The 14,050-nt window shown below is 32.5% G+C and carries 13 protein-coding genes; 1 reads left to right on the top strand and 12 read right to left on the bottom strand.

Annotated elements, in window-relative coordinates:
- Positions 1-52: 52 nt before the first annotated feature.
- Positions 53-1,270: a CNNM domain-containing protein gene (locus M9B42_02025; protein URQ64620.1), complete on the top strand. Its 1,218-nt coding sequence runs from the start codon at positions 53-55 to the stop codon at positions 1,268-1,270.
- A gap of 1 nt (position 1,271) precedes the next feature.
- Here M9B42_02025 and M9B42_02020 read toward each other — a convergent pair whose 3' ends face one another.
- The 12 genes from M9B42_02020 to msrB all read right to left on the bottom strand — a co-directional run bounded on the left by M9B42_02020 (position 1,272) and on the right by msrB (position 14,018).
- Positions 1,272-1,949 (bottom strand): urate hydroxylase PuuD, encoded by a 678-nt coding sequence (locus M9B42_02020; GenBank protein URQ64619.1) that lies wholly within the window; start codon positions 1,947-1,949, stop codon positions 1,272-1,274.
- 79 nt (positions 1,950-2,028) lie between these two features.
- Positions 2,029-3,672, bottom strand: a complete 1,644-nt coding sequence (groL, locus tag M9B42_02015; GenBank protein ID URQ64618.1) for a chaperonin GroEL — start codon at positions 3,670-3,672, stop codon at positions 2,029-2,031.
- 8 nt (positions 3,673-3,680) lie between these two features.
- Positions 3,681-3,968, bottom strand: coding sequence for a co-chaperone GroES (locus M9B42_02010; protein ID URQ64617.1), 288 nt, complete (start codon positions 3,966-3,968; stop codon positions 3,681-3,683).
- Between the two features lie 39 nt (positions 3,969-4,007).
- The gene (locus tag M9B42_02005; GenBank protein URQ64616.1) at positions 4,008-5,555 is read right to left on the bottom strand and encodes a VanZ family protein; all 1,548 of its coding nucleotides are present in this window, start codon (positions 5,553-5,555) and stop codon (positions 4,008-4,010) included.
- Positions 5,545-6,066 carry a 1,6-anhydro-N-acetylmuramyl-L-alanine amidase AmpD gene (ampD, locus tag M9B42_02000; protein URQ64615.1) on the bottom strand — a complete coding sequence of 174 codons (522 nt, stop codon included), beginning with the start codon at positions 6,064-6,066 and terminating at the stop codon, positions 5,545-5,547. The genes M9B42_02005 and ampD overlap by 11 nt, the downstream gene beginning before the upstream one ends.
- 39 nt (positions 6,067-6,105) lie before the next feature.
- Positions 6,106-7,338 carry an FAD-dependent oxidoreductase gene (locus M9B42_01995; GenBank protein ID URQ64614.1) on the bottom strand — a complete coding sequence of 411 codons (1,233 nt, stop codon included), beginning with the start codon at positions 7,336-7,338 and terminating at the stop codon, positions 6,106-6,108.
- A complete protein-coding gene (gene ispH / locus M9B42_01990) occupies positions 7,335-8,285 on the bottom strand; it encodes a 4-hydroxy-3-methylbut-2-enyl diphosphate reductase (GenBank protein URQ64613.1) in 951 nt (316 codons plus the stop codon). Before ispH ends, M9B42_01995 begins: the two co-directional genes overlap by 4 nt.
- Positions 8,266-8,721: a signal peptidase II gene (gene lspA, locus M9B42_01985; protein URQ64612.1), complete on the bottom strand. Its 456-nt coding sequence runs from the start codon at positions 8,719-8,721 to the stop codon at positions 8,266-8,268. Before lspA ends, ispH begins: the two co-directional genes overlap by 20 nt.
- Positions 8,722-11,457, bottom strand: a complete 2,736-nt coding sequence (gene ileS, locus M9B42_01980) for an isoleucine--tRNA ligase (protein URQ64611.1) — start codon at positions 11,455-11,457, stop codon at positions 8,722-8,724.
- Positions 11,450-12,334, bottom strand: a complete 885-nt coding sequence (gene ribF / locus M9B42_01975) for a riboflavin biosynthesis protein RibF (protein ID URQ64610.1) — start codon at positions 12,332-12,334, stop codon at positions 11,450-11,452. Before ribF ends, ileS begins: the two co-directional genes overlap by 8 nt.
- Positions 12,331-13,635 (bottom strand): murein biosynthesis integral membrane protein MurJ, encoded by a 1,305-nt coding sequence (gene murJ / locus M9B42_01970; GenBank protein ID URQ64609.1) that lies wholly within the window; start codon positions 13,633-13,635, stop codon positions 12,331-12,333. The genes ribF and murJ overlap by 4 nt, the downstream gene beginning before the upstream one ends.
- Positions 13,632-14,018 (bottom strand): peptide-methionine (R)-S-oxide reductase MsrB, encoded by a 387-nt coding sequence (gene msrB / locus M9B42_01965; GenBank protein URQ64608.1) that lies wholly within the window; start codon positions 14,016-14,018, stop codon positions 13,632-13,634. Before msrB ends, murJ begins: the two co-directional genes overlap by 4 nt.
- Between the last annotated feature and the right edge of the window lie 32 nt (positions 14,019-14,050).

The following is a 14,050-nucleotide window of genomic DNA, read 5'->3' as shown; positions in this document are numbered from 1 at the left end:
AAGATTCACAAATAATCTTTGATTTTCTTGATTAATTTTAAAAATAAACAAAATGGATAGTTTTTCTATAATTTTAGTAGTTGTTTTACTAATTCTTGTTATATTGTCTGCCTTTTTCTCTGGTTCAGAGACTTCCATAATGGCTCTTAATCAAATAAAACTCGATAATGCAGAAAAACAGGGTAATAAATCAGCCAAAATAATAAATAGCTTAAGAAAAGAAATTAATAGAGTTTTAGGTGTAATTCTTATAGGTAATAATCTTGTAAATATTTCTGCTTCTGCCTTACTAACTTTCTTTGTAATAAAAAAATTTGGTGACGAATATGTCTGGATTGGAACTTTATTACTAACAATCTTTATTATTATTTTTGCAGAAATAGCTCCGAAAAGTTTTGCAGCTAAAAGACCTGAATCAATTGCCTACCCAGCAGGTAGAATCCTAAAAGTTTTGACAAAATATCTTGGATCTTTTTCCGAGATGCTAACAAGCATTAGTAATTCTCTTACAGGGATTAAAAATAATGAAAATTACTTTTCTGAAAATTTAAATCGAGATGAGCTCAAATCTGTTCTTGAGAAAGAAACCAAAGAAGTAGATAAAGAGGAAATGGACGCATTAAAATCTATTTTAGAACTCAAAGAGCTTACCGTTGAAGATATTCTTATACCAATAAATGAAGTACTGAAGATAGAAATTGGTAATAAATCTCATGATGTTCCGAATGATAAGGACATATTTTTGCCTGTTGTTAAGAGGAATTCTGATGAAATACTTGGTTTCATTCACTCTAAAGAGATAGAGCAATTTAATGATTTTTCAGGTGATAATATTGATTTTTTAATAGAACCCTATTACGTGCCTGAAAAAACACATCTTTTTTCTCAACTAAAAAACTTTCAAAAGAATGGGAAAGAAGTTGCATTAGTTGTAGATGAATATGGAGATATTACTGGTTTAGTTACCTTAGAAGATTTGATTGAGCAAGTTCTTGGGCGATTTGATCCTGATGAGGATGAAATTGGAATAAATATAAATGAGGACAACAGTGTAACTGTAGATGGCTCAGTGACAATAAGAGAGCTGAACAAAAAAATGGACTGGAGCTTACCCGAAGAACCAGCAAAAACAATAAGTGGTTTGGTGATTGATCAAATTGATACCATTCCAACTGGAAATGTTTGCATAAATCTTGAATCTTATAATATAGAAACCTCAAAGATTGATGGAAATCTTATTAAAGAAATTAAAATCTCTAAAATTACTTAAATTAGTTATACCAAACTAGCCAAGCAAAAAATACTGTAAGCAAGAGACCTGAGTGTATTACTGCCTTTACAGATTCTAGCCATCTCCATAATTTGCCAAATACAGCATTTAACTCTATTGCCAAAATTATTGCTGCTCCAAGCCAAAGTGATAAAGTTCCCCATCCAGGGCCATAACTATCACCTAAAAGAAGTGGATCGTTACCATTATTGATGTGGGCAGAATAAATCATAAAATAAAGCATTGGAAAGGAGAACAAAGTATTAGTTCTTGAGGCTAATAATGCCTTTGCACCTGCATCAGCTGCATCCTCAGTTCCTGCAATTACTTTCTTCTGATTTGGCCAAATGATTAACCAAACATTTAAGAACATTATTGTTGCCATTGTTGCACCTAAAGAAATGCCGACATTATAAGCACCTGGAATTTCTGAAACATAATATAAAAGGTACAGCCCAGTTATGAATGTGAACATTGCAGCCCACCTAAAATACCATAATGCATTTGGCTGATGAAGTTGAAGCATATCTTTCTTTGCTTCAGGAGATGCCTGTTTTAAATATCCACCTCCAATAAAATTGAAATAATAAAGCAAACCTATCCAGGCAATGCCAAATAAAACATGTAAAAATCTACTTACTTGTGACCAGTATTCGTAATATGCAATGTATTCTCCCATAACAACTCCTACATTTATTCTAAATTAACAACAAAAAAAAAGGGAGCCTAAAGCCCCCTTTTTTTGTAATTTATCCAAATTACATCATTCCACCCATATCTGGCATTCCTCCAGGAGGCATACCGCCAGCAGGTGGAGTTTCTTTAGCTGGTAATTCTGACACCATACATTCTGTAGTAATCATCATTCCGCCTACAGAGCCAGCAGCTTGTAGTGCTGTTCTTGTGACTTTAGCAGGATCAATAATTCCCATCTTTAGCATATCACCATATTCACCTGTAGCTGCATTGAAACCACTATTACCTTTCGAATTTTTAACATTTTCTGCAACCACTGAAGATTCTTCTCCAGCATTACTTGCTATTGTTTTGAGAGGATATTCAAATGCTCTTAATGCAATATTAATTCCAGCTTGCTGATCTTCATTCTCGCCCTTCAGATTCCCAATCTTTTGTAGTGATCTAACCAATGCCACACCACCGCCTGGAACTACTCCCTCTTCAACAGCAGCTCTTGTTGAATGTAAAGCATCTTCAACTCTAGCTTTCTTCTCTTTCATCTCTACTTCAGATCCTGCTCCTACTTTTATCACCGCTACTCCTCCAGCAAGTTTTGCAACTCTCTCTTGAAGTTTTTCACGATCGTAATCAGAGGTTGTTTCTTCAATTTGAGTTCTTATCTGTTGAACTCTTCCAGAAATCATTTCTTGTGAACTTGCTCCATCAACTATAGTTGTATTTTCTTTATCAAGTACAACTTTCTTAGCTGACCCAAGATCCTCAACTGTAGTTGTCTCTAAAGATAAACCAACTTCTTCTGAAATTACTTTACCACCAGTTAAAATTGCAATATCTTCTAACATAGCTTTTCTTCTATCCCCAAAACCAGGAGCTTTACAAGCCGCTACTTTTACAATACCTCTCATATTATTTACTACAAGTGTAGCTAAAGCTTCGCCTTCAACATCTTCAGCAATAATAAGAAGAGCCTTTCCAGCTTTAGCAACAGACTCTAGTAATGGTATTAAATCTTTTATGTTAGAGATTTTCTTATCGAATAATAAAATGAAGGGATCTTCCAACACAACATTCATCTTATCTTGATTATTGATGAAATACGGTGACAAATAACCTCTATCAAACTGCATTCCTTCTACTACATCGAGCTCATTTTCTATACCTGAGCCCTCTTCAACTGTGATTACACCCTCTTTTCCAACTTTATCCATAGCTTCGGCGATTATATCTCCAACATCAGAATCTCCATTTGCAGAGATTGAACCCACCTGCGCTATAGCAGAACTATCTTTGCAGGGTGATGATAATTTTTTTACTTCTTCAACCGCAGCATGTATTGCTTTATCTATACCTCTTTTCAAATCCATTGGGTTCATTCCTGCGGCAACAGATTTCAAGCCTTCATTTACAATTGCTTGAGCTAAAACAGTTGCAGTCGTAGTGCCGTCACCAGCCTGATCACTTGTTTGAGATGCAACTTCTTTAACCATTTGTGCTCCCATATTTTCAAATTTATCTTCAAGTTCTATTTCTTTCGCTACAGACACACCATCTTTTGTAACTGTTGGTGCTCCGAATGATTTATCTAAGATTACATTTCGACCCTTTGGTCCAAGTGTTACCTTAACTGCATCAGCAAGAATATTAACTCCTGCTAAAAGCTTGACTCTTGCGTTTTCACTAAATTTTACGTCTTTTGCTGCCATAACTCCTCCTACTCAACAACTCCATAAATTTCACTTTCATTCATTATTAGGTATTCTTCCCCATCAATTTTCACAGTATTTCCACCATACTGTCCAAAAACAACGTGGTCGCCAACTTTTAAATCGACTGGGCTCACTTTTCCATCCTCAGATTTCTTTCCAGGACCAACGGCCACTACCTCACCTTGTTGAGGCTTCTCAGTAGCAGAACCAGGAAGCACTATACCTCCTGCTGAAGTTGTTTCTTCATCTTGTCTTTTGACTACAACTCTGTCTTGTAATGGTCTTATTTTCATATATTGTTATCCTCCAATAACTTGCAAATATTTAGGGTTTTATTGAGTTTTTTTCAAGTACTTCTTAGAAATATAATAAAAAACAAATCCTATTAAAACACCTAAAGAGTTGGCTATTATATCCATATACTCGAAATTCCTCAAACCGAAAATCATTTGTGTAGCTTCTGTGGCAACTCCAATGAGTATTAGAACGGCAAATAAAATGTATAAATTTGTTTTTTTACTTGCTGTAAAAGTTATTGCAGCTAAAAGTACATACATCAATACATGCAAAAGCTTATCATCAAGGTTAGAGAAATTTTGGTCAAAATTATAAATAGAAATTAAAAATATAGAGAGTGCTAAGGCTATTGAAATAATTTTCATAATATTTTCAAAATTTAGCTCTAAATTTCTAGGGAGCAAATAACAAAGACAAACAGATGGAATCGCTAAAACACCCATCAATATGAAAAAATTATAATAACCAAAACCCTCAAGAATGAAGCCTGAGGAACCTTTAATAATTGTTCCAGGAACAATTACAAGAGAAGCCAAGAATGCATATTGTATAGCAGTGAATTTACGATCAATCAGATCAACAAGAAATGTTATAAAACAAACTGCTGTAAATGATTGAGCGATAGTATCTAAAAAATTAATTGAAATAAAATTCAAGTAACTCGGATTTAGATATAAATAAGAAAAAAGTATGTTTGTAGATAAAACCAATATTGCTCCTAAAAGCATTGAGATATTAATTTTGAGGTATTTAATACTCAACAATGCTATACCCGCACCAACAAATGTGGCAATGAAATTAAAATAACTCTTCATCTCGAGAAAGCTGGGATCATCCAGTGCAGTTTCTTTGTAAAGTGCAGCAGCCATCGGACCTAGAACTATGTCGGAAATTTTATAAACTCCTATCAAAATTAATAGAACCACAACATTATTTTTCTGGAATAAATTTTTAAAAGCTTCCTTGAATGCTGTTAATGTCGATTGATTTAAATTTAATTCATCTACTTTTTTTGATATCAAGGTAAAAAAGGGCAGAATTAACATTAAAAATGCTAAGTAAAAATATACAAAACTCCAATTATCTTCACCAATTAGCGAATATACTTGTGCGCCAACTAAGAAAGCTCCAATTTTGTAGCCCAATTGATAGATTGTTGAGAGATTTTCAGGGCTAGAGAACTTGTCATATTCAACCCTATAAGCATCAAGAGCAATATCTTGAACTGATGAGAAGAAGTAAATCAAGCATGCAATAAAAACTATTAAGGTAATGTTTTGCAAAGGGTCAAGAATAGACAGAGTAAATAGCAATATTGATAGAGAAACCTGTGAAAGTAAAAGCCAAGATCTTCTCAAACCAAGCAATTTATGAAGTACAGGAATCTTTATATTGTTTATGAATGGAGACCACAAAAAATTTAATGCAACAATTAAGGATGAGACTGTAATTAAACCAAACGTTTCTTTACTTACCCCAGCTGAAAGCAGCCATAGACCAAATGGTATTCCAAGAGCAAAGGTAGGAATTGCTGCAGATATACCTAGAAAGATAAAATTGAACTGTGATAAATTAGTTTTCATCTAATTTACTCCAGTCGAATAATGGCCCCGGATCTTTTTTTCTTTCAGGCGAAATTTCTGAGTGTGCTACAACATCATCAAGTTGAAAAAATTTTTTCAGAGCATCTACTATTTTTTTAAGGTTTTCGTATTGCTCTCTAGTATATTCTTCGTCAACTTTACCTTGAATTTCTATTCCTATAGAAAACTCATTGCAATTTTTTCGTCCTTTAAATATCGATTCACCTGCGTGCCAAGCACACTTATTAAAGGGAACAAATTGTATTATTGTGCCATCTCTTTTTATGTATAAATGAGCAGAGACTTTTACATTTCTTAAATCTTGGAAAGAGCTATGTAAGTCAAAATTCAATTTATTCATAAAAAGGTCCTCCACATTGTCGTTATCATATTCACCCTCTGGAAGGCTGATTGAGTGCAGAACTATTAAATCAATATTCTTCTCACGCTCAGAAAAGTTTGGTGAAAGAATTTTCTTTGCATCAACAAAAAAAGAATCACTTATTCTCATAAAGAATTTATTTTAAACAGATATAACTAAAGATACGAATTACTGATCGACAAGATCTGCCGCAAGTTTTCCGGAGTACGTTCCCATAGTCCAACCTAAATGACCATGACCAGAATTATAAAAAACATTTTTTCTCTTAGATTCTCTAATAATCGGTACCATATCAGAAGACATTGGCCTTAATCCAGTCCACGGAAGATAATTTTTTGTATTAACCTCTGGAAAAAGCTCATTGATCCAATTTAATAGAGGTTTAATTCGATTACTTCTAATATCTTTGTTATAGCCTGCAAGCTCTGCGGTGCCTGCAACTCTTAGTCTATTACCAAGTCTTGAAGCTACAAGCTTGCTTGGGTCATCTAAAAGTGAAACAAATGGTGCAGATTCTCTAGATTTGTCATCTTCTAAATCTACGGTAACTGAGTAGCCCTTTACAGGATAAATTCTAAAAGAATCACCAAATTTTCTTCTAAATCTCTCAGTTTCAACCCCTGTACATAAAATTATGTCATCAAACTCATATTCGCTCTTATTTGTTTGCAATATGGGCTTATTTGATTTTTTAATATCTTTAATGGTTTCAGAAAATTTAAAATCTACTCCATATTTTTTCTCTAATACTTTGGCCAATTCAAAGCAATATTTATGAATGTCTCCAGTAGCATCTGATTTTGTGTAAACACCACCAATTATTTTGTGGTTGTTTTTTAAAGCTGGCTCAATTTCAAAGATTTGGTCACGATCAACTATTTCCCATTCACAGCCCATTGCTTCAATCCAGTCTTTTTTTGAAGCAGCGATTTCGAACTCTCTTTTTGAGTTATAAAAATGAATAATTCCCTTTTTCATCAGATCAAATTCAATTCCCTCTTCATCGGCAATTTTGAAATAAAGGTCTCTAGATTTTAAGGATATTGCAAATGCGTTCTCAGAATTTTTTTTGTATTTTCCTAGTGCTGTAGTAATGAAGAAATTAATCATCCACATATATTTTGAATATGTGTCATAAGGTCTAAACAGGTTAGGCATTGGATTAAATAATAACGGTGCATCATCCTTGAAAATCCACTGTATGCCTTTTTTTACATTATCCCACTGAGTCCATGTTTCTGAATTGCAAACACTTATTTGTGCGCCATTAGAGTAACTTGTTTCCATTCCAGCATATTTATGTGTATCAAAAACAGTTACATTTTGATTTTTCTTTGCCAAAAAATAGGCAGTATTCACTCCTAAAACTCCTGCGCCTATAACTGCAACATTTTTTTTCATGATGTTAATTCCTTTGGCAATTTAAAGGTCATATTTTCGTTATTTTCTGACAAATTTCTTACTGTTTTAAATCCTAAGGGAACAAGAAATGAAATTACTTCTTGAACAATTTCCTCTGGCGCTGAGGCTCCAGCAGTAATTCCAACAGAGGTAGCTTCTTTTAAAGAATTTAAATCTATATCTGTTTTATCGTCAATTAGAAATGATTTAGTACCACATTTTTCAGCCAACTCTTTTAATCTATTCGAATTAGAACTTGTCTGAGATCCTATAACAAGCACAATCTGACATTCAAGCGACAATTGTTTCACTGCATCTTGTCGATTTTGTGTTGCGTAACAAATATCATCAGCACTCGGACCAATAATGCCTGGAAATTTTTCTTTCAAAGAATTAATTAATTCCCTTGTCTCATCTACAGAAAGTGTTGTTTGTGTTACATAAGCAACTTCAGGAGAACTTATCTCTAATTTTTTAATATCATTATTATTTTCTACAAGATAAATTTTTGTATTTGAATTAGATGGATGTCTGCCTAATGTACCTATTACTTCAGGGTGTCCTTTATGTCCAATTAAAATGATATCTCTACCCTTTTGAGCATGTTTTTGTACTTCTAAATGAACTTTAGTCACTAGAGGACAAGTGGCATCAAAATACATGAAATTTCTATTTTTGGCTTCATCCTCAACTTTTTGACTTACTCCATGTGCACTAAATATTGCAACTGCATTGTCAGGAATTTCTGAAACTTCTTTTACAAATTTAACACCCTTTTTCTCTAAGTCTTCAACTACCTTTTTGTTATGTACAACTTGATGTCTTACGTATACTGGCTCTTTAAATTTGTCCAAGGATTTTTCTACAATATCAATTGCCCTATCAACGCCTGCACAAAAACCTCTTGGATTTGCTAAGACAATCTCTTTATGTAGTTCTTTTTTCATTATTGTTGACTATAGTAAAAACAATGATTATAGCTCCTAATGTTATAAGGGCATCAGCAAAATTAAAAACGAATAATGAATAATTATTGATATGTAAATGTAGATAATCAGTAACATATCCGTGATATATTCTTTCTAGAAAATTACCTAAACCTCCTGCAAATATAATAATGATTGCAAATTTTTGGAATCTGCCTTCACTTCTGAAGTATTGTGAAATTAAAAAAACTAGTACAAAAAAAATTGTCAAAGTTAAAACAAATTGCATCTCATCATTTAAATCATCAAGCATGCTCAGGGCAATACCTCTATTTTCAGTTATATAAAGATCAAGGAAAGGAAGAAAAGAGTAAGGTTTCAATGTAAATGTTGAAAAGAAGTATTTAAGGTAAATATCTATTGAAGTAAGTATTGCAATAAGAGAAAAATCTTTCAATTAGAAAAATCTCCTTACCTCTCCCTCTCCTGACATATTATTAATACATCTCTTACAGATTCCATTTTCTAATTCTTCTACTTTATGCCAACAACGAGTACATTTTTCATTGACAGATTTTTTTACCAAAATTTGCTCTGATTTGCCAAGAAAAATTGAGCAACTTGAGCATATTAGAATTTTATTCATCTCATCAGAATATTTTGATATTTTGTCGAATAATTCCTTTTCCAGTGTAATTTCTAAATCACAATCTAATGCATTTTTTATATCTTTCTTTTTCCTTTCCTCTTCAATTTCCTGATATGCTCTTTGCCTAAGCTGTACCAGAAGCTCAAATTCCTCCTCTTCCACTTTATTAAGTCTATTTTCATACTCTTCCCATTCTGAGTAAAAGATTTTATCTCCATTTCCATTAGATAAATTCTCAGAAAATTCATATGCTGTGAAGGGAAGTATTGGACTAATAGCTTTATTCAGAAAATCTAAAACTATTGCAAGCGCATATTGAGCAGATCTTCTTCCTTCCGATTCAGGCTGCATTGTATACAGCCTATCTTTAATAACATCTAGATATAAGGAACCTAAATCATTCACACAAAAATTTACAATTTTTGATACGACCTGATGGAAATTAAATTCTTTATATAATTCTCTTATTTCGTTTTGTAATTTTGCTGTTTTTGAAATTATCGCTTTATCAAGAAATAATACTTTTGTTACTTGATCATTTTGATCATAATCATAGAGATTCGATATCATAAAACGCATTGTATTTCTTATTCTCCTGAACCCATCTACTGATCTATTAAAGATATCTTTTGAAAAAGCCATTTCACCTCTAAAGTCTGTAGCAGCTATCCAGAAGCGTAATGTATCTGCGCCAGAATTATTTATTATTTCCTGGGGCCCAACAACATTTCCAATTGATTTTGACATCTTTCTACCATCTTCATCTACTACAAATCCATGAGTTAATACGCCTTTGTATGGTGGAGTTCCATTCATAGCTACAGATGTAAGCAAGGATGACTGAAACCACCCACGATGTTGATCGCTCCCCTCAAGATATAAATCAGCCTTTACATCATTACCATAAAGCTCATTCATTACACAATGATGGGTTATTCCGGAATCAAACCAGACATCAAAAATATCATTAGACTTCTCGTACTTTTCTTTGTCTTCTCCAAAGTCAAATTCTTTCCATGCGTCGATTCCTTTTTCTTTAATTTGTTCAGATGCTTTGTTAAAGACTTTTTCAATATCATTTGTTGGTTCTCCTGTTTCTTTATCAAAAATTAATGGTATTGGTATTCCCCAATCTCTCTGTCTTGAAATACACCAGTCTGGTCTATCTTTAAGCATTATTTGCATTCTTTCTTTCCCCCAAGCAGGAGTAAATTCAACATTATCAATCCCATGTTCAGCCCCCTCCAATAGTCCTGATTTAGTCATTGAAATAAACCATTGAGGTGTTGCCATAAAAATTAATGGTGTTTTATGTCTCCAGCAATGCGGATAGCTATGCTGAAAATCTTCATTACATAATAGGGAATCGGTTTCTTTCAACTTTTTGATAATTTCCTCTTCTGATTTTCTTACATGCAGTCCACCAAAATGTTTAACATCATCTTTAAAACAACCATTTGATGAGATTGGATTTTTTAATTCAATTCCATTCTCAGAGCACGTCTCAAAATCTTCAGGGCCATGTGCAGGAGCAGAGTGAACACATCCAGTTCCAGTATCAGTTGTAACGTGTTCGCTGAATAATAATGGTGATGTTCTATTATAGAGAGGATGAATGAAATGCAGTCCGTCTAAATCATTACCTTTCATTTTTTTGATTATTTTAAAATCTTCCGAACTCCATCTATCAAAACAAGTTTTAACAAGTTCAGATGCAATTATATAAATCTCATTTTTAGCAACTTCTACCAAAGAATATTCAATATCTTTATTAAGGCATACTGCTTGATTGCCTGGAATAGTCCATGGTGTAGTTGTCCAAATTACTGCAAAAACTTTACTATGTTCTGGCAATTTATTCTGTTTTATGAATTTTTCCTCTAAAGTCTTATCAATGCGAAATTTAACATCAATAGCTCTTGATGTTTTATCTAAGTAATCAACCTCCGCTTCAGCCAAGGAGGATCCGCAATCTAGACACCAATGGACAGGTTTGAAACCCTTTTCAACATGGCCATTATGAAAGATTCTTGAGAAAGCATTGATAGCCTCTCCTTCAAAGGATTGATCCAGCGAAGCATATCTATTCTTCCAATCTCCAAATACACCTAATCTGACAAAATCTTTCTCTTGAAGTTTAATCTGTGTTTTTGCGTATTCCCTACATAAGTCTCTAAATTCAGACTTACTTATTTCCTTTCTTTTTTTTCCTAATTTTTTTTCAACCTGATGCTCAATAGGAAGTCCATGACAATCCCAACCTGGAATATAGGGGGAATCAAAACCCTCTAAAGATTTTGAACGAATAATAATATCTTTTAAAACCTTATTGACAGCATGTCCAAGATGAATTTCTCCATTTGCATATGGTGGGCCATCATGAAGGTGAAAAGCTTTTTTTCCTTTTTTATTTTTTCTGATTTTTTTATATACATTCCGCTTATCCCATTCTTTTAAAAATTCAGGCTCTCGTTGATTGAGATTAGCCTTCATAGGAATTGATGTTTTAGGCAGATTTAATTTCTGATCTTTTTCGTTACTCATAGTCTTTAATTAGAGATTTTGCTTTATCTATATCCTTGTGAATTTGATTTTTTAAATCATCTGTTGATTCAAATTTTATTTGGTCTCTAATTTTACATAAAAATTCTATAGTTAATGACTGATAGTAAATATTTTCTCCAAAATCAAAAATATGGACTTCTAGTGATTGTCTAAAATCATCAAAAGTAGGCTTTGTTCCAAAATTTGCAATCCCAAAAAACTTTTTATCATTAACCATTACAGAACATAAAAAAACACCATTAAAGCAATACTCTTTATTCTGAAGATCTATATTTGCTGTAGGTGTTGATATTCTCGTACCAAATTTCTTTCCGTGAATAACATCACCAGTGAATTTTAGTTTTCTTCCTAAGCACTTCTCTACATAAGCAAAATTTCCTTTTTCTAAGTACTTCCTAATTATCGAACTACTTACCCTCACATCATCTACTTTAAAATCTTCAAATAAAGAGAAGGTAATATCATTTTTCTTACATAGATTTCTTAATAAATCTGCATCACCAGACCTGTCTTTACCAAATTTAAAATCATTACCAACAGTTAATGACTTTATTTTTCCTTTCTTTATGTAGAGTTCGAAAAACTCCTCTGCTTTAAGGTTTCTAAATTTTTCATCAAATTCAATGGATACAATTTCGTCAATGCCTATTTCTTTTAAAATTTCTTTTTTATCAAATTCATTGATAATTCTTTTTTTGTGCCATTTAAAAAACTCAAATGGATAAGGATTGAAGGTTAAAACTTTGGTATTCAAGCCACTTTTATCAGCATCATTTTTTACCTTTTCTAATAATTTTTTGTGTCCTTTATGGACTCCATCAAAATTTCCTATTGCTGCGCTAAAACTCACATTCATGCTAAAGATTTCCTTAAATATATTAAAAATATAATTGAAAGCAACCACACTATTAAAGCTGCGCAAGTAGTTGCTAAAGCTAGGCCTACATGCCCCATTCCAAATATAAATATAAATAAGTAGTTTAAAAGTAAATTTATAAATAGTGAGACTATCCCCAACAATAAGACAAATTTAGTTTTTGATGTCGCGAAAAAAATGCTGTTAAAAAATTTAGAATTTAATAAAAATGGAAGAGCGTAAGCATATGCAACTAAACTTGCTGAGGTCATAGCTACATCAAATTCCTGAAACTCTCCTCTTTTGAATAAAAGACTAATTATTTCTGCTGAAAAAAATAAGTAAAAAATCATTGTTGCTAAACCAAGTAATAGCGTTGATAGCGAACCTCTCAAAAAAGTTTTATTAAAATTCTTACTATCTTTTTTGATATATAGTTCAGTCATATCAGGCAACGCTACTAATGCAATTGCTACTCCAAATAAACCCATTGGAAACTGAATTAATCTATCTGAAAGATAAAGCCACGTTGGACTTCCGGTTGAAAGAAAAGATGCAAAAATCGTATCAACTAAAACATTTAATTGATAAATACCTGCAGCAAATACAGCTGGCAATAACCTAGAAAAAAAAGAGCTCAATAATTTTTTATCAAAATTAAAATCAAATTTAGGAAAATAGCTCAATCTCATTGTGACGAATGCATTTAACATTAATTGGATTATCCCTGCACACAAAATTGATATCCCTATTACCTGCAAAGTTAATTGATTATTCAAAACAGCAAATACTATCAAAGATAAATTAAAAAGAATTGGAGTTGCAGCAACAACATTAAAGTGTTTTTTTGAATTTTGTATTGCACCAAAAAAAGCGACTATAGAAATTAATAAGATATATGGAAAAACTAACCTAAGAAACCCAACAGCCTCATCAAACTTCTGATCATTAGCGGAGAATCCGGGAGCAAAAATATTAACAAAAAATTGAGGAAAAATTTCAACAACAAATACAAATAAAACAAGAGAAATAAATAAGATGGTAAATACTTGATTAAGGAATTTATTTGTTTTTGCTCTAGCTTCAATTATGCTTGGCGTAAGTGATTGAGAAAGAGCCCCTTCACCAAAAAAACTTCGAAAAACATTTGGAATTTTGAAAATTACTACAAAAATATCATGAATACTGCCTGCTCCTAAATAGTTTGTAAAAATTAAGTCTCTTACATATCCAAATACACGTGAAACAAGTGTTAATAGTGAGAAACTAGCTGACGATTTCCAAAAATTTGATATTTTCAATTATTTTTCTTCGATTCGAAGTCTAAAGAAATTGAATTCACACAATACCTTAGACCAGTTTTTTCAACAGGACCATCCTCAAATACGTGCCCTAAATGCCCCTCGCACTTAGCACAAAGAATCTCTGTGCGTGGCCTTCCAAAAATAGAATTATCCTCTTTATATAATATTGATTTTTCGTCAATTGCCTCAAAAAAACTTGGCCAACCACAACCAGCATCATATTTACTATCCGATTTAAACAGTTCTGCATTACAGTTTTTGCATTTGTAGACGCCTTCCTCAAAAAAAGCGTCAAATTTTCCAGAGAATGGTCTCTCTGTTCCTTTGTCACGAAGAATAAAAATTTCTTCAGGTGTTAGATTTTTATTAACTTTTTTCATTGTTCTTAATTACCTAATTGTACTATTTTTAC

Source organism: SAR86 cluster bacterium (assembly GCA_023703535.1).
Classification (GTDB): Bacteria; Pseudomonadota; Gammaproteobacteria; order Magnimaribacterales; family TMED112; genus TMED112.
The sequence above is the reverse complement of the archived record's forward strand: the minus strand, read 5'-3'. Positions and strand labels throughout refer to the sequence as shown.

Excerpts from the sequence above, each read along its gene's own strand:
- groL (URQ64618.1), bottom strand. The coding sequence starts at position 3,672 with ATGGCAGCAAAAGACGTAAAATTTAGTGAAAACGCAAGAGTCAAGCTT.
- M9B42_01995 (URQ64614.1), bottom strand. The coding sequence starts at position 7,338 with ATGAAAAAAAATGTTGCAGTTATAGGCGCAGGAGTTTTAGGAGTGAAT.
- ileS (URQ64611.1), bottom strand. The coding sequence starts at position 11,457 with ATGAGTAACGAAAAAGATCAGAAATTAAATCTGCCTAAAACATCAATT.
- ribF (URQ64610.1), bottom strand. The coding sequence starts at position 12,334 with ATGAATGTGAGTTTTAGCGCAGCAATAGGAAATTTTGATGGAGTCCAT.
- M9B42_02010 (URQ64617.1), bottom strand. The coding sequence starts at position 3,968 with ATGAAAATAAGACCATTACAAGACAGAGTTGTAGTCAAAAGACAAGAT.
- ispH (URQ64613.1), bottom strand. The coding sequence starts at position 8,285 with ATGAAAAAAGAACTACATAAAGAGATTGTCTTAGCAAATCCAAGAGGT.
- msrB (URQ64608.1), bottom strand. The coding sequence starts at position 14,018 with ATGAAAAAAGTTAATAAAAATCTAACACCTGAAGAAATTTTTATTCTT.
- M9B42_02005 (URQ64616.1), bottom strand. The coding sequence starts at position 5,555 with ATGAAAACTAATTTATCACAGTTCAATTTTATCTTTCTAGGTATATCT.
- M9B42_02025 (URQ64620.1), top strand. The coding sequence starts at position 53 with ATGGATAGTTTTTCTATAATTTTAGTAGTTGTTTTACTAATTCTTGTT.
- ampD (URQ64615.1), bottom strand. The coding sequence starts at position 6,066 with ATGAGAATAAGTGATTCTTTTTTTGTTGATGCAAAGAAAATTCTTTCA.
- M9B42_02020 (URQ64619.1), bottom strand. The coding sequence starts at position 1,949 with ATGGGAGAATACATTGCATATTACGAATACTGGTCACAAGTAAGTAGA.